This is a genomic window from Novacetimonas maltaceti (genome assembly GCF_002906255.1).
GTDB lineage: Bacteria > Pseudomonadota > Alphaproteobacteria > Acetobacterales > Acetobacteraceae > Novacetimonas > Novacetimonas maltaceti.
The window spans coordinates 15,247-33,901 of the sequence record NZ_POTC01000034.1; the positions used below are offsets into that span (position 1 = coordinate 15,247).

The following is an 18,655-nucleotide window of genomic DNA, read 5'->3' on the forward strand; positions in this document are numbered from 1 at the left end:
GGGCCGGGTTGCGGATCAAGGCCGGATTTCCCCTGTTGGCTGTGTCGCGTGTCGTGTTCGGGTACGCCGCACCGCTCAGGGCGACGGTGTGTGGGAGGCATAAGACATGAAAAACATGTTCAATTGGTGAACGCCCATCGACAGCGGCAGCGTCACGCCACGCCCGGTCGCGCGGATGCGTTCGGCCACCGCCCCGATGTCGAAACCCACGGCCCCCAGCCCCGCCTGCCAGACCAGCCCCAGCGTGAAGCACCATGTCTCCGGACAGACGGAGGGCACGAAGCCGATATCCGCCTGCTGCGCGCGGACAAGGGCCAGGGCCTCGTCATGGTCGTAAGGCCCGGTGATGAAGACATGCCCCGTCGCCAGCAGTTCCGCGTCATTGGCGCTGTATCCGGCGATGACATATTCCACCGGCAGGTCCCGCGCCCGTGCATCGCGCGCCGCATCGCGCAGGATGGCATAGCCCTTTTCCATCCCGATCGCGCCCACGACCAGCACCCGCACGCGCCCGGTGCGCGGGCGTGGCGGCAGGGGGGGCATCCGGGCCGGCAGGGGCGTGGCCGCGACCAGCATCGGCAGCGACAGCGCGGGACGGTCATCGTGCGGCGCGCGCACCTGCACGCCCTGCGCCGGGAAATGGCGCGCCAGCCTGCGCGCCACATCGTGCGAGGGCGCGATGACCCGCCGTGCGCCCGCCATGTCGCGCCCGAAGCGGTCGCGCATGGCGACGATGCCGCCATTGCCATCGCCGTCCTCGTCCGGGTCCAGCAGGCTGCCCAGTGCCGCCACGCAGTTTGTGCAGCCCGCGATGTCCGGCTCCCCGCAATAGCGGTCGGACGGGCCGACCATGACGATGCGCGGGCACAGCCCCGCATAATCATGCACATACATCTCATACGGGACACCAAGTGCCGCGCACAGTTCACGCAGCCGCGCGCCATGGCCCAGCGCGTGGTGCCATTCGACGCCGCGCACGCCCTCGGTCCGCAGGAAGGCCAGCAGCGCGTCGCGTTCTGCGGGCCAGCGGAACTCCAGCACCGGCATCGCCAGTCCCTGTATCCCGTCGCTGTCCGCCTCGATGCGGAAACCCGGGCCAGTGCGGGCGGGGTCATGGGCGGGACGCAGGACCAGCGGGCGCAGGCCCCGCGCCCGCCACATGCGCGCGCGGTCGGTAATGACACGCTCCACCCCGCCGCGCATGGCGTGCGTGGCCAGCACGACCGCGCGTGAAAACCCCTGCGCGCGCGACATCCGCCGCCACAGCACCACCCCCATGCGCCGCCGCGCGGGGGCCAGCGGGTCGCGCGCCACATGGTCGCGGATCAGGGCGTCATATCCGGGGTAGAGGCGATTGATCAGCCACAGGTTGCGCTGCATCAACGTCTGTCGCGCAACCCCGAACGACGCGCCGCCCACATGGCCGACAAATGCGCCGGGGGCGGCGACATGCCGCCATCCCAGTCGCGTGGCGCGCATGCAGAAATCATTTTCCTCCCCATATCCCTGCGCGAACAGGTCGGTGCGCAGGGGGCCGGTGGCGTTCAGGCAGTCATGGCGGATGAACATGCAGAACCCATGGCCGGTGGGAATGTCCACCGCCCGGCCCGCGTTCGCGGTGCGCGCCGCCTCCATCAGCAGGCGTACCTGCCGTATGTCGGGGGGCGGGACGTCTTCATCGGCTGCCTGCGGGTCGGGCCATGTCAGGATGCTGGCATCGTTGGAAAAGGGGGTGACGGTGCCGGTATCCGCCCGCCCGTAGGCCACGGCCACCAGTTCATCGAGCCATCCCGGCGCGACGAGCGTATCGCTGTTGAGGAGGACGACATCCTCCCCCCCGGCCTGTGCCAGACCGGTATTGATGGCATGGGGGAATCCCCTGTTGGCTGCATGGCGCAGCAGCGTGATCGCCCCCCGCGCGGCCAGCAGGTCGAGGTCCGCGCGCAGCAGTCCGTCCGGTGTCGCGTCATCGACGACGGTGACCGACATCGTGAAGGGGCCTGCTGGCTGCGGCGGGGCGTTCAGGACACTGTCGATACAGGCCAGCGCCATGTCGCGGCTGCCATGGACCGGGATGATGACATGCACCCGCGCGCTGTGTCGCGGGATGTGGGGACGCCGCGCACCGGCGCGTGTCGTGCCCGCACGTTGCGGGGCGGGCAGGGGACCCAGCAGGATCGGGCTGCCGGCAAGGTCGCGGCCGTCGCGGGTCTGCACATGTATGCTGCCGCTGGCGGGCAGGGCGGCGCGCGCGATACGCACCGCACGCGGCCGCGCCAGTGGCGGCAGGCCGGGGCAGGGTGTGGCGTTTCGCGTGGCGTCGAAAGGGGGTAGCAGCAGGCGGCCTTCCTGATCGCGGACCATGAGGCGCGGGGCATGTGCCGGGTCCGCCGGATGCCAGACCCAGCCGCTGATCCCGCCGCGATCCATCCGGATTGCCCCAATGGTGCGGCCGATGGCGGCCGGGCGCAGCGGGCTGCCGAGCAGGGGGCGCGCCTCGCCGTCCGTGGCCTCCAGCAGTGCGGCGCGGCGTGCGTTCTGGGGAAGGCGGCGCGATGTGGGCGCCCCCCGGCCCCGGCATGGGGGCAGCCTGCGTTGTCCCGCACGCAGGCTGGGCGCCTCCCCATCCGGTAGTCCGCCCCAGTGCACCGTGCCATCGCCGGTCATGCCCACCCATCCGGGCAGCCCCAGCGCGGCGCAGACCCGTGCGGCACATGTGCCGATGGCGGCCTCGAACCCATGGCGTGACAGCACATGCGCGACGGCCGTGCGGGCCTGTTCCCATTGTGACAGGGCGATATGGGCCAGCGCCAGCAGGGTCCAGCCCTCGCGGAAATCATGCCGTCGCAGAATCGGCTGCAACAGGCGCACGACGCCGGCGTGATCGCCCATGCCCATCCGCCCGACCGCCAGCGCGAACCCGATGCCCGCATCCTGTGGCGCCAGACGCCATGCGCGGTCCAGCCAGGGCTGGGCGGCGGCGTCCTGCCCCTGTGCGATCAGTGACTGGGCATGGCGCAGGGCGGCGTGGGCATCGCCACCGTCATCAGGAGAGGGAGGAGCGCCATCGTATGCCGTACTTGCTGCGGCGGCATCACTGCGTGGCACGTGCGGCCCCCGCGCCGGAGGGGCCGTCCGGCGTAGTCGCGGTATCCGGGGCGGTATTCGGGGCGGTTTCTGGCATGGCTTCTGGCGCGGACAGCCCCGGCAGGCGCGCCAGGTCCTGCGCCGCCTGTGCCACCCCCTGCGCGTGCGCGCGCCGCAGCCACGTGCGTGCCTGCGCCGGGTCCGTCGTGCCCGCCAGCCCCCGCGCGAGGTAACGCCCGAGCATCAACTGCGCGAGTGCATGTCCCCTGCGCGCGCCCTGCGTGAACCAGTGCTGGGCCTGCGTGCGGTCGGCCGGGATGTCATGCCCCCCGCCATACATCGCGCCGAGCGAGAACATGGCGTCGGCCAGTCCCTGCCGCGCGGCCTGGTGGTACAGCGCCAGCGCCGCCCCATGGTCGCGCGCGCCGCCCTGTCCCGTCACGTGCATCTGCGCGGCAGCAGCCTGTGCCTCCGCCATGCCGTCGCGCGCCGCCTGTGCGATCCAGTGGCGCGCGGCCACCGGGTCGGCCGCAACGCCCTGCCCGCCGAGCAGCATGCGACCGTACCAGTATTGTGCATTGACCACGCCGGCCCGTGCCGCGTGCAGCATCCAGTGCGCGGCCCGCGCAGGGTCGGGCGCATGGCCGAACCCTTCCAGCAGGCATTTGGCGTAATTGAAGGCGGCAACCGGGTCGCCCGCGTCCGCCGCGCGCGCGAAACCGTCCATCAGGGCGTGGTGTTCGTCCCGCCCTTCATGTCCGCCCGCATCGCTGTCCCGCGTGGTGTCGGGATCAGGGTCGCCCGTCATGGTGTCGAGCACGGCGGCAAGGTCCGCCGTCGCCGCATCGTCGCCACATGCGACGGCGCGGCGCAGCCAGCGTGCCGCCGCGCCTGGGTCGGGGGCGGGCAGGCCACGGCCGGACATGCACATCACCGCCACCATGCGGCAGGCATCGGCGCGCCCCGCCTGTGCCGCGCGGCGGTACCATGACAGGGCCTCCTGGTCGCTGGCCATGTCCGCGATGCCGCGCGCATGCAGGTCACCGACCACGATCGCGGCCTCGCGGTCGCCCTGCAGCGCGGCACGGCGCAGCCATGTCTCCGCGCGCAGGACATCGCGCGCCACCCCCCGCCCGCGCAGCAGCGCCATGCCATAGCGCGCGCAGGCGGGACGGATATCCTGCTCCGCCGCCTGCTGGTACATCCGCGCCGCCGCCACGAGGTCAACCGTCCCGCCCTGCCCGGTTTCATGCAGCATGCCCAGCACGTAGCATGCACTGCCCAGCCCCTCGTCCGCAGCCATCTGCAGGGCATCCATCGCGGCGGCCGCGTCCGTGTGCAGCCGGGCGAGGCCCAGCCCCAGATATCCCTGCGCGCACCCGGCCTCGGCCGCGGCGGTGCTCCAGCGCTGCGCCGCCGTGGGGTCGCGCATGTCCTCGGGGCCATGGGACAGCAGGTGGCCATACAGCGCCTGCGCATCGGGCAGGCCGAGTTCGGCGGCACGCCCGATCCAGCGCATGGCTTCCACCGGGTCATGGCCGGGGACGGGGGGCGCATCGCCACCGGGCAGCACGGCGCGCGCCGGGTCGTCGTGCGCGATGTCGAGCAGGAACAGCATGCCGAAGGCAAAGCAGGACTCCGCATGCCCGGCCTGTGCCCCGCGCCGCAGCCAGCGCGCGCCTTCAGGCACGCTCGGCGCGGTGCCGAGACCGTCGAGATAGGCCTGCGCCACGCGGAACTGCGCCTGTGGCATGCCATCGCGCGCCATCTGGCCCAGCAGGGCGAAGCCGCGCGCGGCCTCCCCGCCTTCCAGCAGGCGGCAGGCGTGCTCATAGGCGGCGCCCGGTGCGATGCCTGCGAAAAACCGGTCGAAAATGCGCGGGATCTTCATGGTGCCGACGGATCAGGGCTCACGCATGCCATTGGTCATCGCGGGGATCAGCTTGTTGAGCAGGTACTGCATGATGGTGCGCCGGCCGACATGGATGTCCGCCTCCACCGGCATGCCGGGCTGCGGGCGGAAGAAGGGCGGCACGCCATGCAGGCTGTAGCGGTCGATCGCAAGGCGCACGCGGTAATAGGCTGCCTGCGGGTCGCCCGATGCGTCGGCGGCGCCGCCTTCCTGCGCCGTCATGCCGCCCGCGACATTCGTGCCGCCACCGGCAAAGGAGTCCGCGCTGATGACGCGCACCGTCGCGTCCGCCCCGCCATACTGCGTATAGGGGAAGGCCGCGAATTTCAGCAGCGCCCTGTCGCCGGTGCGGACATAGCCGACATCCAGCCCCCGCATCACGGATTCCACCTCCAGCCGCCCGTCCACCGGCACCAGCGTCATCAGTGGGGAGGCCGCCTGCAGCACCGACCCCGTGGACAGCCGCGCGATGCTGAGCACCACGGCGTCCCTTTGCGCGCGCATCTGCACCAGCGTGTGATGCAGCATCGCCTTGCGATAGCTGCTGTCGGCATCGGCAAGGTGGTGCTGCGCCACGCTGAGGTCCTGGTACACCGTTGCCTGCCAGTTGCCGATATAGCCGTCGCGCTGCGCCTTCATCGCCTCCAGCCGCGCGCGCGTGGCCTCCGCATCGTGGCGCGCGGTGATCTGAGAGCGCACGACCTCCATCAGGCTGTCCTGCGAGGCAAGGGTGGACAGGCGGCTGCCGACCTGTTCGCGTTGCAGGCGTTCGCGCATGTCGCGCACGTCGCTCGCCACCTTCGCGCGGGCGGCATACATCGCCGTGCTGGCCTCGTATCCCTGCAGGTCGCTCTGCAGGCCGGCCACCTGGCGGTCGTAATTGGCGACCTTGGCCGAGTATTCCGACCTGCGGCGCATGAAATCCGCCGCCTCCTGCACCGAGGCGGGGTCGGACATGTCCGGGGCATAGTCGCGTCCCGCCGCCTCCGCCGACAGGCGCGCGACTTCGGCGCGGTAGGACGCGGCCTGCTTGCGCATGTTCTCCACGTCGGCGTCGCTCAGCGTGGGGTCGAGTTCCGCAAGGATGTCGCCCTTGTGGACGATGTCGCCCTCATGCACGTTGATCGAACGGATGATCGAGGTTTCGAGCGGCTGCACGACAAGGGTGCCGTCGGCCGCCACCAGGCGCCCGTTCGTCGTCACCACCCGGTCCAGCGGCAGGAACGTCATCACCAGCAGTCCCGCGATCGCAAGGCCGCCGATCACCCAGATGATGTACAGCGCCGCATCCTGTGGCGGCATGTCGATCAGGGCCGCGCTGGGGGAATAGAATTCCAGCAGGCCGGGCGGCAGTGCCGCCGTGGCGGTATCGGTGGCGGGCAGCAGGCGGGCGAGGGGGCGGGCGGTCTCGCCGCTCGTGTCGTGCGCCCCGTCCGGGGCGTCGGCATCATGGGGGGGCATGTCGCGCTCGCTCATTCTTCGGGTTCATGAAGGTCGGGCAGCATGTCCGCGTCCGCCATGTCCGACGGGGCGGCCTGGTGGCGGTTCTGCTGGAGCCACAGCGTGCGGTAGATCGCGCAGCGTTGCAGCAGGACCGCATGCGGGGCGATATCGACCACGTGTCCCTGGTCCATCACGCAGATCTGGTCGCAGTCCACCAGAGAGGACAGCCGGTGCGAGACGATGACCATCGTGCGCCCGCGCGCAAGGCGCTGCAGGTTGGCGTTGACCAGCGCCTCGCTCTCGGGGTCGAGGGCGGAGGTCGCCTCGTCAAGGATCATCAGGCGCGGGTCGGAAATCACCGCGCGCGCGATGGCGAGGCGCTGGCGCTGCCCGCCGGAGATGTTGGTGGAGCCTTCCTCGATCCATGTCTCATACCCTGCGGGCATGCGTTCGATGAACTCCTCCGCCCCGGCAAGGCGGGCGGCGCGGACCACCGCCTCCATCGTCAGGCCGGGGCGGCCTGCGACGATGTTGTCGCGGATGGTGCCGCGGAACAGGAAATTGTCCTGCAGCACCACCCCGCACGAACGCCGCAGGTAGGTCAGGTTGATTTCGCGCAGGTCGATCCCGTCAAGCCGCAGGTAGCCGGTATAGGAGCGGCTGACGCCCTGCAGCAGGCGCGTGATCGTGGACTTGCCCGACCCGCTGCGCCCCACCAGGCCCAGCATCGTGCCCGCCGGGACGTTGAACGTGACGTCCGACAGCGCGGGCGACGAGGCGCCGGGATAGGTGAAGCAGACATCGACGAATGACAGCGCCCCGTGGATGGGCGGGCGCATGCCGGTGGTCAGGGCCTGCGTTTCTGTGGGGCGGTTCAGCACCGACCCGGCCTCGGCCAGGGAGGCGCGGACATCGTTGAGGTCGTCGATCAGGCGCGCCATCCCCACCAGCGGGGCCGCCACGCGCCCGCCCAGCATGGTGAACGCCATCAGCGCGCCTGCCTCCAGCCCGGTGGAGGTGGAGGAAATGGCAAGGTACGCCCCGATCAGGATGATGCCGCGATTGATGAACAGGTCGAGCGGCGTGACCATCGTGTTGATCCAGTTGCCCATCCGCCCCGACGCCAGCGACGTGCGCACGACATCGGCGGTGCGTTCGTCCCACAGGCGGCGGCGGCTGGGTTCCAGCGCCAGCGTCTTGATGGTGCGGATGCCCGAGACGGTTTCATACATGACGGCGTTGCGCGCCATCTCGGCGTTGACCTGCCGCCCCACCAGCCGTCCCATCGGGGTCATGCCGATCACGACCACCAGCCCGATCGCCCCCGCCGCCGCGACCGTCATCCATGCCAGCGTCGCGCTGAGCCAGAACAGCACCGGCAGGATCACCACCAGCGTAAAGAGGTCGAGGAAGGTGGTCAGCAGCCGTCCGGTCATGAACTGCCGCACCTTGTAGATGGCGGACACGCGGCCGATGATGTTGCCCGCCTGCGCGCGTTCGAAGAATTCCAGCGGCAGCGCGAGCAGCCGGTCGAACACCGCGAGCGAGATTTTCGTGTCAAGGCGCGTGCTGATGACCAGCGTGAGTTCCCGCCGCCCGTAGCTGAGCAGGATTTCATACAGGCTCATGACGATGACAAGCCCGCTGATGGAGATCAGCGTCGCCATGGAGTGGTAGTTCACCACCCGGTCGATCACCTGCATGACGATCAGCGGCGGGAAGATCGCAAGGACGCTGATGACCATCGACGCCAGGATGATGTTGCGCAGCAGGGAGCGTTCGCCCAGCACCATATGCGCCAGCCACGTGGCGTCGATCGGCGGTTCGGCCTGGCGTGTCTCGCTGTGCGCGCGCACCAGCAGGACATCGCCGGTCCAGGCCTGCTCCATGCGCAGCCCGTCCACCGCGACTGGCGCGCTGCCATCCGGGGCGAACGGGTCCACCAGCCATACGACCCCGTCGCCCGCGTCCGCGCCGACCATCAGGCCGGCCGACCCGTCGGTGAACATCAGCACGATGGGCGGGACGTCGCGCATCTGCACCAGTGTCGCCCACTGCAGGTGCATCCCGCGCGCGTTCAGGCCGTTTTCCTCCAGCCAGCGGGCCAGCGACGCGACGGAGGGAACCTGTTCCCCCGGTTCGGCCCGGTAGTCGCGGGCCTCAAGGTCGATCCCATGAAATCTGGCCGCCCGAACCACCGCCTGCAGCCGTATCATGGCGGGTGCGTGGGGTTCATCCTCCGCTGGGGGAAGGGCGGGATCTGTCTTCGGGTCCAGAGCGCCCACGGCGATCCCCTGCTTGCAATGCTGTCGTCAAATGAAGCCTGCAAACTAGGTCCAGAAAGCAAAATGTTTCTTAACGCTCAGGCATTTCCGCCATCATGCGCATCAGCCGCACGGTACCGGGCGCGCACGACGATGTCGGTGCTCACGTCCCGGCGCAGCGCGGGCAGGTACGCCGCATCCGCCATGATGACCACGCGCGCGAACCACGCGATGCCACCTGTTGCGCGCCGGCGGAACAGGTCGCCCAGCAGCGCGCCGATTCCCGCCCGCCCCACACAGCACCCGCATGCCGCCCCGTGCCCGAACGCGGCTGGCGCCGGCGGGGCAAGGGGCACGACCGCCGCCCATCCACCGGCCTGCGCTTCCCCCGGCGCCGCAGGCCCCACGCGCACCAGCACGGTGCGGGCGTCGGGGGGCAGGGCGCCGGGACTGCACAGTTCAAGGCGGATGCGCCCGTCATCGTCCTGCCCGTCATCATGTCGTGTGCCTGTCGGTTGCGCGATGTCGTGCATGCGCGGGGTCCTTTGCGATATCCTGTGCGCCATGTGGCGCGATGATGGGCGCTAAGTGCGTCACGGATGCATCCCTGAACTGGACAGGCATGCGGGAGTAGGGGAATAAGATGGGCATGAACCGGCATGTTTGCGATGCCGCTGGCAATCCGCCACCCATGCCTTCCCGTTATGGTGCGGCGGCACCCCTTGCGCATATGACAGATCAGGATACCCATGACCACTCGTCCCCATCTCCTTGACGCCCTTCGTGATCAGGTCCTGCTGTGTGACGGCGGGATGGGATCGCGCGTTCAGCTTCTGGACCTGGAGGTGGAACGTGATTACTGGGGGCAGGAAAACTGCACCGAGATCCTGAACCTGTCGCGTCCCGAACTGGTGCGTGAAATCCACCGTGGCTATTTCGAGGCCGGGGCCGACATGGTGGAGACCAACAGCTTTGGCGGCTCGCCCATCACGCTGGGCGAATTCGGGCTGGCCGACCGCGCGCGTGAGATCAACCGTACGGCCGCCCAACTCGCGCGGGAGGCGGCGGAGCAGTTTTCGGACGGGCGCCACCGCTATGTCGTGGGGTCGGTCGGGCCGGGGACGAAGCTGCCGTCGCTGGGCAACATCGATTACGACACGCTGGAGGCCGGGCTGACCGAGCAGTGCCGTGGCCTGATCGAAGGCGGCGTTGACTGCCTGCTGATCGAGACGTGCCAGGACACGCTGCAGATCAAGGCGGCGGTCAATGCGGGCAAGATCGCGCGCGCCGAACTGGGCACGGACACCCCGATTTTCGTGCAGGTCACGGTGGAAACCACCGGAACGCTGCTGGTCGGGCCCGACATCGGGGCGGCGGCGACGGTCATCAATGCGCTCGACGTGCCGGTGATGGGCCTGAACTGCGCCACGGGGCCGCAGGAAATGGCCGAACATGTGCGCTGGCTGTCGGAAAACTGGCCGGGCATGATCTCGGTCCAGCCCAATGCGGGGCTGCCGGAACTGGTCAATGGCAAGACGCATTATCCCCTGACGCCGCAGGACATGGCGACATGGGTCGAACGCTTCATTGTCGAGGACGGGCTGAACCTGATCGGCGGGTGCTGCGGCACGTCCACGCCGCATACGCAGGCGCTTGACGCGATGCTGCGCCGCCGCGCGGAGGAGACCGGGCGCAGCCTTCGTCCCGCGCCCGTGCCGCGCAGGCCGGTGTGGATCCCCTCGGTCGCGAGCCTGTATTCACAGGTGCCGCTGCGGCAGGAAAACAGCTACTTCTCCATCGGGGAGCGCTGCAACGCCAACGGGTCGAAGAAATGGCGGCAGTTGCAGGAAGCTGGCGACTGGGACGGGTGCGTTGCCGTCGGGCGCGAACAGGTGGCCGAAGGGTCCAATGCGCTCGATGTCTGCACCGCCTTTGTCGGTCGCGACGAAATGCGCGAGATGAACGAGGTCATCACCCGCTTCACCTCCTCGGTCAATGCGCCGTTGGTGATCGATTCGACCGAGACCCCGGTCATCGAGGCCGCGCTGAAGCTGCATGGCGGCAAGCCGATCATCAACTCGATCAATTTCGAGGATGGCGAGGGGGCGGCCAATGACCGCCTGAAGCTGGCGCGCAAGTTCGGCGCGTCGGTCATCGCGCTGACCATCGACGAAGTGGGCATGGCCAAGACCGCCGAGGACAAGCTGCGGATTGCCGAACGGCTGGTGGATTATGCCTGCAACAAGCATGGCCTGCCGCAGTCCGACCTGATGATCGACCCGCTGACCTTCACCATCGGCACGGGGGTGGAGGACGACCGCAAGCTGGGGCTGTGGACGCTGGAGGGCATCCGCCTGATCCACGAGAAATTCCCCGACATCCAGATCGTGCTGGGCCTGTCGAACATCTCCTTCGGGCTGAACCCGGCGGCGCGCGCGGTGCTCAATTCCGTCTTCCTCGACCATGCGGTGCGCGCGGGCATGACGGCGGCGATCGTCCATGTCTCGAAAATACGTCCGCTGCACCTGATCGCGGAGGAAGAGGTGAAGGTGGCCGAGGACCTGATCTTCGACCGCCGCGCCGAAGGCTATGACCCGCTGCAGCGCATGCTCGAACTGTTCGCCGACCGCAAGGCCGCCGACGCGGTGAAGAAGGTGCGCGCCGAAACGGCCCCCGAACGCCTGAAGGACCGGATCGTCGATGGCGACCGCAAGGGGCTGGAGGACGATCTGGCGGAGGCGATGCGCGACATGTCGCCGCTGGACATCATCAATACCGTCCTGCTCGACGGGATGAAGGTGGTGGGCGAACTGTTTGGCGCGGGCAAGATGCAGTTGCCCTTCGTCCTGCAGTCGGCCGAGACGATGAAGGCCGCCGTTGCGTGGCTGGAGCCGCACATGGAGCGCAAGGAAGGACAGGCGCGCGGCACCATGGTGCTGGCGACGGTCAAGGGCGACGTCCATGACATCGGCAAGAACCTTGTGGACATCATCCTGACCAACAATGGCTATCGCGTGGTCAACCTTGGCATCAAGGTGCCGGTGGCGGACATGATTGCCGCCGTGCGCGAACACGGGGCCGATGCGATCGGCATGTCCGGCCTGCTGGTGAAATCGACCGTCATCATGCGCGAGAACCTGGAGGAGATGAGCCGTCAGGGGATCGAGACGCCGGTGCTGCTCGGCGGTGCCGCGCTGACGCGCAATTATGTTGAGGAAGACTGTGCCGCGGCATACGGGGAGGACGGGCGCGTGGCCTATGCCCGCGATGCGTTCGATGGGCTGTCGCTGATGGACAAGGTGGTGAAGGGCGAATTCGACGCCTATATCGCCGCCATCCAGTCGCGCCGCGCGACCAAGGCGACACGCAGCACGCCGCGTGATCTGGAGCAGGCGGAAAACCGTGGTTTCGCCCCTGCCGACATTCCTGCCGCCCGGGCACGGCGCGAGCGGCTTACGCGCGATGAACCCGTCATCACGCCGCCGTTCTGGGGGCCGCGCGTGCTCGAGGCCACACCGGAGGCGGTGCTGCCGTTCCTCAATGAGCGTTCGCTGTACCAGTTCCAGTGGGGCTTTCGCAAACAGGGCCGCTCTTTGGAGGAATTCATGGTCTGGGCGCGCAAGGAACTGCGCCCGGTCATGCGCCGGATGCTTGCGATGTGCATGCAGGATGACATCCTGCGGCCGCAGGCCTCCTACGGCTACTGGAAGGCGGCGGGCGAGGGGAACGACCTGATCCTGTTCGACACCGATGGCACGACGGAGGTGGCGCGCTTCACCCTGCCGCGCCAGCCGCGCGCGGATGGGGAGTGCATTGCCGATTTCGTGCGCGACGTGGACGATGCGCAGCGTGACGTCATTGGCCTGCAGGTCGTGACCGTGGGGCAGAAGGCGTCCGACATCGCGCGCCAGTGGTTCGAGGCCGACCGGTACCAGGATTACCTCTATCTCCACGGCCTGTCGGTGGAGATGGCCGAGGCGATGGCCGAATACACCCACAAGCGCATCCGCGCCGAACTCGGCTTTGCGGCGGAGGATGCGCGCGATATGAATAAACTGCTGCAGCAGGGTTATCGCGGGTCGCGCTATTCCTTCGGCTATCCCGCCTGCCCGCGCCTTGAGGAGCAGGAGCCGATCCTGAAACTGCTGGATGCCGAAAAGATCGGCGTGACGCTGACCGATGGGTTCCAGTTGCATCCTGAACAGTCCACCTCGGCGCTGGTGATCCTCAATCCCCACGCCAAGTATTTCTCCATCTGAAGGGTCGCGTTGCGTGCGCGGGTGATGCCGCGCACGCGTTATTGACCGCAAACCTGTTGCCCCCCATCATCGGGGCATGTCCCATCCCGCCGACCATGACAGTGCCGACCCGGATTCTGGCCTGCAGGCCGGGGGGGTGATGACGCGGCTTTATGAACGCCTGCGCATGCGCGCGGGCAATGACGGTGCCGCGCGCGCGGGGATCGCACCCGATGCCCGCGAACGCGCGCATATCCGCGCCGCCGCCCGGCAGTTCACCATCGAGGCCGAACAGTGCCTGATCGCCCTGATGGGCGAGGATCACGACGCACTGGTGCGCCACAGCGCCGATGTCCTGTCGGAACTGGTGCGGACATGGGTGGCGTGCGGGGTCGAGCCGGAGGATATCTGGATCGAGCTTGACCGGCGCACGCGCATGGGCAACCTCCTGCTGGCGTTGAACACGGCCGAACGCCGCAGCGCCGCCCCCGCCCTGCGCCGCCGCCCGTGGAAGATCCGCACCACCAAGCTGCCATAAGCCGCGCTTACGTAATACACTGAAAGTAAAAGAAGTTTTTGGTGAAGCTTTTTTCAAAAAGCTTCAAGGAACGTCACCTTTCTGAAAAAAGGCGACACCCAAAAACTTTTGATCTTTTCTCCATCAGTCCGGCCGCCCATGCACAGTGTCACGTCTGCGCGGGGGAATTGATGGTTTTCCCCCTATGAACCGAAACGGGCAGATGGCATAAGCACCCCGGCGGCAGGGCGTCGCCATGGGTGCAGACGCCTTTAGTCCCGCCGGAGCAGAAGGAACAGCGCGATCCATGGATCGGGTCCATGCCCGCAGCGTGCCTGCCCTCCCGGCACGCAGGATTCTTACCCGGTCGGTCCCTCCTCCCTGCCTGTCCTGTGGCGGATGAACTGGATCGACATTGCCTGCCTGTCCATTGTCGGCCTGTCGGCGGTGGTGGGTGCCGTGCGCGGCTTCTCACGCGAAGTGCTGGGCATTGCCGCGTGGGTCATGGCGGGCTTCCTGTCCTTCAGTTGGCATGGCTTCCTCATCCCCTATGCCGCGCAGTGGATCCATACGGCACTGCTGGCACGCGCGGCGGCGTGGGGGATAATGTTCATCACGCTCCTTGTGGTTTTCACCATGACCGCCCATCTGTCGGGACAGGCCGTGCGTGGCTCCGTCCTGGGTGGAATCGACAGGATGCTGGGGCTGCTGTTCGGGGTGCTGCGCGGGTATGCCTGCCTGCTTGTGCTGTATATGGCGGTGTGTTTCCTCGTGCCGCACGACACATGGCCCGATGCCATGAATGACAGCCGGATTGTCCCCCTTGTTGGCGACAGCACGACATACCTGTCGCATTTTACGTCCGATTCCGTCACGCCACACCTTGCGCAACCGGCGCGAACGCGTCATGACGCGCCAATCTGAACCTTCCGCCGGTCCCCGCCGCCGCTGTCCGCCAAGGAAAGATCGCTGATCCATGTCCCGCATCCGCTTCTCCGCCTCGTCCGGTTCTCCCATGCAGGCATGCGCGCCGAACGATGACGTTCCGGCCCAATGGCATGATGACGACAAGCCGCATGAGGAATGTGGCGTCTTCGGTGTGTGGAACACCAAGGGGGCATCGGCGCTGACGGCGCTGGGCCTGCATGCGTTACAGCATCGCGGGCAGGAAGCCACCGGCATCGTGTCATATGACGGCGACCGCTTTCACACGCACAAGGGCCTGGGCCTGGTGGGCGACGTTTTTGGCGATGCCCATGTGATGGCCACGCTGCCGGGCCACAGCGCGGTGGGCCATAACCGTTACGCCACGACAGGCGCGACGCTGATCCGCAACGTGCAGCCCCTGTTCGCCGATTTCGAATTCGGCGGTCTGGCCGTGGCGCATAACGGCAACCTGACCAATGCGGAGACGCTGCGCAAGGCGCTGGTGCGGCGCGGCTGCATCTTCCAGTCCACGACCGACAGCGAGGTGTTCATCCACCTGATCGCCATTTCGCTGTATGTCAGCGTGGAGGACCGCCTGATCGACGCGCTCAAGCAGGTGCTGGGGGCGTATTCGCTGGTGGCGCTGTCGCGTGACGCGCTGATGGGCGTGCGTGATCCGCTGGGCGTGCGTCCGCTGATCCTCGGGCAGATCCCCGGGGAGGAGGGCGAAGGCCCGACATGGGTGCTGGCGAGCGAGACCTGCGCGCTGGACATCGTCGGCGCGGAGTTCGTGCGTGACGTGGAACCGGGCGAGATTGTCATCATCAATGACGAGGGCATCCGCTCCATCCGGCCGTTCAACACCAAGCAGTCGCGGTTCTGCGTGTTCGAATACATCTATTTCGCCCGTCCCGATTCCGTCATGGATGGCAAGGCGGTGTATGACACGCGCAAGCAGATCGGCGTAGAACTGGCCCGTGAAAGCGCGGTGGAGGCGGACGTGATCGTGCCGGTGCCCGATTCCGGCGTGCCGTCTGCGATGGGCTATTCCGTGGCCAGCGGCATTCCCTTTGAACTGGGGATCATCCGCAACCATTATGTGGGCCGGACCTTCATCGAACCCACAGACCAGATCCGCAACCTTGGCGTGAAGCTGAAACATTCCACCAACCGCCCCGTGCTGGATGGCAAGCGGGTGATCCTTGTGGATGATTCGATCGTGCGCGGCACCACCTCGCGCAAGATCGTGGACATGGTGCGCGCGGCGGGGGCCAAGGAAGTGCACATGCGCATTTCCTCGCCGCCGACGATGCATTCATGCTTCTACGGCATCGACACGCCCGAACGCAGCAAGCTGCTGGCGGCACAGCATGACCTTGAGGAAATGGCCGAACTGATCGGCGTCGATTCGCTGGCGTTTATTTCCTTTGACGGGCTGTATCGCGCGCTGGGCTACAAGGATCGCGACGCGGCCTGCAACCGTTACTGCGATGCCTGCTTTACCGGCGATTATCCCATCGAACTGGTGGACTACAACGCTGAACATCCCAACGTCCCGGCGTGACGCCATCGCCCGCGCGCCAACTGCCTGAAGGGACGGTCGCGCTGGTGACCGGCGCAAGCCGGGGCATCGGCCGGGCCGTGGCGTGCGCCCTGGCTGCGGCAGGCGCGCACTGCGTCCTTGTGGCGCGGACGGTGGGCGGGCTGGAACGTACCGATGACATGATCGCCGCGCAATGTGGCGCGACAGGGCAGGCTGCGGGGCAGGGGGCGACGCTGCTGCCGATGGACCTTGCCGATGGCGCGGCGCTCGACATGCTCGGCCCGTCGGTCATGGCCCGGTTCGGGCGGCTGGACATCCTTGTGCATTGCGCAGCAACGCTGGGCGTGCTGACACCCGTGACCCATATGGAGGCCGGGGCGTGGCAGGACTGCCTTGCGCTGAACACCACGGCGGCGTGGCGACTGATCCGCACGACGGCCCCCCTGCTGGAACGTGCGCCGCATGGGCGTGCCGTGTTCCTGACCGATGCGCATGCCTGCACGCCCGCCCCGTTCTGGGGCATGGTGGCGGCGTCACGCGCGGCGCAGGATGCGCTGGTGCGGACATGGGCATGCGAAATCCCCGCCACGTCGGGCCTGCGGGCGAACCTGTTCGATCCCGGGATCGTTGCGACACGCATGCGCAGGCAGGCCATGCCCGGTGGCGACCCCGCGCCCCTGCCTCGTCCGGAGCAGGTGGCACGCCAGATCGTGCCCTTGTGCCTGCCTGGGGAGATGCGACAGGGGCAGCGGATTGTTGCCATGCCTGTTGTGGGGCAGGGGTGAGGCTGTTCTTCTGAAGCTTTTTGAAAAAAGCTTCACCAAAAACTTCTATAAATTCAGGAATATGTTGTTGCGGTATTCCGCCTGCGCAAAGTCATGGTTTCCAAAGGGCAATGCCCTTTGGCGGGTTTCAGGGCAGAGCCCTGAGGACACCCACGGATTCCGGTTGTGCATCGGGCCGTATCTCGCCCTATACTGCGCCACATGAGCAAGAGCACACCCGCGACGGCTGCCCTCGACGAGGCCGGTGTCGCCTATACGGTTGTTCCGTATGAATATGATTCCAGCGCCGATCAGGTCGGCAACCATGCAGCGCAGGCGATCGGGGAACCGCCGGAGCGGGTTTTCAAGACCCTGATGGTGGAGGTCGATGGGCGTGGGGCCTGCGTGGTCGTGCCGGTTGCGCGCAGCATCAGCATGAAAAAGGTTGCCGCCGCATTCGGTGGCAAGTCCGCGCAGATGATGAAGCCCCCGAATGCCGAGCGCGCCACCGGGTTCAAGGTGGGCGGCATCAGTCCGTTCGGGCAGAAGAAGCAGGTCCCGACCGCCATCGCGCAGGAAGCGCAGGCCGAGCCGTACATGGTCATCAATGGTGGAAAGCGCGGATTGCTGGTGCGCCTGTCGCCAGAGGACGCGATGCAGGCCAGCGGCGCATTTCCCGCCGACCTGCTGTCGTAAAATAAGTAAAGCTTCAGAAGAACGCCGCCTTTTTAAAAAGGCGGCGCCCAGAAGCTTCTGTTTCCCAAAGACGGTTTTTTACTGTTCGCCGCCCTGATCGTTCATCTGGAACGGTGCGACGGGGTATTTGCCCGACTTCGCGATTTCCTCGGGGTCTTCGTTGGGGCCGGGGATATAGACCGACGGCAGCGTGCTGTTGAGGTGGGTGACGACCTCGTTGCTGATGTCGAGCGTATTGTCATGCAGCGCCGCCGTGCCCGCCTGCAGAACCATCGTCATGCCGCGCGCGCGCGCGATGGCGGAGACGATCTGCTGGATTTCGCGCTGCACCTGGTTCAGGCCGACCTGCGCGTCTTCTTCAAGGATGCGGTTGCGGTTGCCGAACTTGGTGCGGTCCGCCATGACGCGCTTCTGCAGTTCCTGCTGCTGCGCCGGGGTCGGGGCCTTGCCGCTCTTGAGGATGCCCTGGCGGATGCCCTGCAGTTGCGTTTCCTCGGCCCGGACGTCACTGACGAGGGATTCGCGGCGGGTGCCGAGTTCCTTTTCGATCTTCTGCACCGCGACCGACTGTCCCATGATCATCTGGGTATTGAAGACGCCGATTACGGGGGCCGCGGGGCGCACGCCAGCCGGCAGCGGCTTGAATTCCGGCACCGCCGGCATCGGCAGGACCGGCGGCTGCTGCGGCTGTCCTGCACCCGCGTCCTGCGCCATTGCCGCGACAGGCGCCAGGGTCATCGCCAGCGCCAGCGTGGCCCAGCGTCCGAACCCTGCCCGCTGACGGGTCGAGGCAAGCCTAGCATTGCGCTTAGCTGTCATAATCCAAATCCATGATTGTTCCGCCATCGAATATCTGTGGGTAGCGGATCATATGGCGAATTAACAGCCCCGGTCCCATAAAAAAGCCCCCATGGAAACCATGTCGTTGCGTCACGCCGGGGGGCGGTGGGGCATCGGGCACATGCGGGCCATGCCGCCCGGCGTCACAGGCGCCACAACAGGGGAGTATGCGACAGGAAGATCACGAACAGGCCGCCGAGGAACGCGATGCGGAACCCCCGGTTCGCCCCGGCTTCGAACAGCTGATCGCGGGTCAGGATCTGCATGAAGGGGTCGTACATCCGTCCGCGCTGCGCCTCGGGCATGCCCGAAAGCCGTCCCCGCCATTCGTTCCTGTGGCGCAGTTGCTCGGTCGTGGAAATGTTGACCCGTTCGTAAAGCGAGGTGACGTAGGAATCCAGATCCTCGATTCGGAACAGGATTT

At 67.3% G+C, this 18,655-nt stretch carries 12 protein-coding genes and 1 pseudogene; 6 read left to right on the top strand and 7 right to left on the bottom strand.

Translation table 11 applies throughout. The features are described 5' to 3' along the window. Positions 1-75 precede the first annotated feature (75 nt). The 5 genes from KMAL_RS11560 to KMAL_RS11580 all read right to left on the bottom strand — a co-directional run bounded on the left by KMAL_RS11560 (position 76) and on the right by KMAL_RS11580 (position 9,239). A complete protein-coding gene (locus KMAL_RS11560; RefSeq protein WP_239020102.1) occupies positions 76-3,108 on the bottom strand; it encodes a glycosyltransferase in 3,033 nt (1,010 codons plus the stop codon). Continuing rightward, a complete protein-coding gene (locus KMAL_RS11565; RefSeq protein ID WP_110095856.1) occupies positions 3,095-4,978 on the bottom strand; it encodes an SEL1-like repeat protein in 1,884 nt (627 codons plus the stop codon). The genes KMAL_RS11560 and KMAL_RS11565 overlap by 14 nt, the downstream gene beginning before the upstream one ends. A gap of 12 nt (positions 4,979-4,990) precedes the next feature. Next, positions 4,991-6,475, bottom strand: a complete 1,485-nt coding sequence (locus KMAL_RS11570; protein WP_110095857.1) for an HlyD family type I secretion periplasmic adaptor subunit — start codon at positions 6,473-6,475, stop codon at positions 4,991-4,993. Further along, positions 6,472-8,658, bottom strand: a complete 2,187-nt coding sequence (locus KMAL_RS11575; protein WP_239020103.1) for a peptidase domain-containing ABC transporter — start codon at positions 8,656-8,658, stop codon at positions 6,472-6,474. Before KMAL_RS11575 ends, KMAL_RS11570 begins: the two co-directional genes overlap by 4 nt. Positions 8,659-8,804: 146 nt before the next feature. After that, on the bottom strand, positions 8,805-9,239 hold the full coding sequence (locus KMAL_RS11580) for a hypothetical protein (protein ID WP_110095858.1): 435 nt from the start codon (positions 9,237-9,239) through the stop codon (positions 8,805-8,807). 216 nt (positions 9,240-9,455) lie between these two features. Here KMAL_RS11580 and metH point away from each other — a divergent pair, with 216 nt between their 5' ends. The 6 genes from metH to ybaK all read left to right on the top strand — a co-directional run bounded on the left by metH (position 9,456) and on the right by ybaK (position 17,391). Next, positions 9,456-12,965, top strand: a complete 3,510-nt coding sequence (metH, locus tag KMAL_RS11585; RefSeq protein ID WP_110095859.1) for a methionine synthase — start codon at positions 9,456-9,458, stop codon at positions 12,963-12,965. 76 nt (positions 12,966-13,041) lie between these two features. After that, on the top strand, positions 13,042-13,482 hold the full coding sequence (locus tag KMAL_RS11590) for a phosphoribosyl-ATP pyrophosphatase (protein ID WP_110095860.1): 441 nt from the start codon (positions 13,042-13,044) through the stop codon (positions 13,480-13,482). A gap of 378 nt (positions 13,483-13,860) precedes the next feature. Then, the gene (locus tag KMAL_RS11595) at positions 13,861-14,385 is read left to right on the top strand and encodes a CvpA family protein (protein WP_110095861.1); all 525 of its coding nucleotides are present in this window, start codon (positions 13,861-13,863) and stop codon (positions 14,383-14,385) included. 91 nt (positions 14,386-14,476) lie between these two features. After that, positions 14,477-15,952 (top strand): amidophosphoribosyltransferase, encoded by a 1,476-nt coding sequence (gene purF, locus KMAL_RS11600; RefSeq protein WP_239020104.1) that lies wholly within the window; start codon positions 14,477-14,479, stop codon positions 15,950-15,952. Then, positions 15,949-16,716, top strand: coding sequence for an SDR family NAD(P)-dependent oxidoreductase (locus KMAL_RS11605; protein WP_180999812.1), 768 nt, complete (start codon positions 15,949-15,951; stop codon positions 16,714-16,716). Before purF ends, KMAL_RS11605 begins: the two co-directional genes overlap by 4 nt. Before the next feature lie 201 nt (positions 16,717-16,917). After that, entirely contained in the window at positions 16,918-17,391 is a 474-nt protein-coding gene (gene ybaK / locus KMAL_RS11610) for a Cys-tRNA(Pro) deacylase (protein ID WP_110095863.1), read from the top strand. A 78-nt stretch (positions 17,392-17,469) separates the two neighbouring features. On the opposite strand, the gene KMAL_RS11615 is transcribed toward ybaK, so the two are convergent. After that, positions 17,470-18,210 carry an OmpH family outer membrane protein gene (locus KMAL_RS11615; RefSeq protein ID WP_110095864.1) on the bottom strand — a complete coding sequence of 247 codons (741 nt, stop codon included), beginning with the start codon at positions 18,208-18,210 and terminating at the stop codon, positions 17,470-17,472. 164 nt (positions 18,211-18,374) lie between these two features. Then, positions 18,375-18,655 (bottom strand): annotated as a pseudogene (locus tag KMAL_RS11620) (DNA-binding protein); the annotation flags it as partial.

What these genes read in the sequence shown, in the direction of transcription:
- KMAL_RS11580 (WP_110095858.1), bottom strand. Translation starts at nt 9,239, where the DNA reads ATGCACGACATCGCGCAACCGACAGGCACACGACATGATGACGGGCAG.
- metH (WP_110095859.1), top strand. Translation starts at nt 9,456, where the DNA reads ATGACCACTCGTCCCCATCTCCTTGACGCCCTTCGTGATCAGGTCCTG.
- KMAL_RS11615 (WP_110095864.1), bottom strand. Translation starts at nt 18,210, where the DNA reads ATGACAGCTAAGCGCAATGCTAGGCTTGCCTCGACCCGTCAGCGGGCA.
- KMAL_RS11570 (WP_110095857.1), bottom strand. Translation starts at nt 6,475, where the DNA reads ATGAGCGAGCGCGACATGCCCCCCCATGATGCCGACGCCCCGGACGGG.
- KMAL_RS11595 (WP_110095861.1), top strand. Translation starts at nt 13,861, where the DNA reads ATGAACTGGATCGACATTGCCTGCCTGTCCATTGTCGGCCTGTCGGCG.
- KMAL_RS11565 (WP_110095856.1), bottom strand. Translation starts at nt 4,978, where the DNA reads ATGAAGATCCCGCGCATTTTCGACCGGTTTTTCGCAGGCATCGCACCG.
- purF (WP_239020104.1), top strand. Translation starts at nt 14,477, where the DNA reads ATGCAGGCATGCGCGCCGAACGATGACGTTCCGGCCCAATGGCATGAT.
- ybaK (WP_110095863.1), top strand. Translation starts at nt 16,918, where the DNA reads ATGAGCAAGAGCACACCCGCGACGGCTGCCCTCGACGAGGCCGGTGTC.
- KMAL_RS11575 (WP_239020103.1), bottom strand. Translation starts at nt 8,658, where the DNA reads ATGATACGGCTGCAGGCGGTGGTTCGGGCGGCCAGATTTCATGGGATC.
- KMAL_RS11590 (WP_110095860.1), top strand. Translation starts at nt 13,042, where the DNA reads ATGTCCCATCCCGCCGACCATGACAGTGCCGACCCGGATTCTGGCCTG.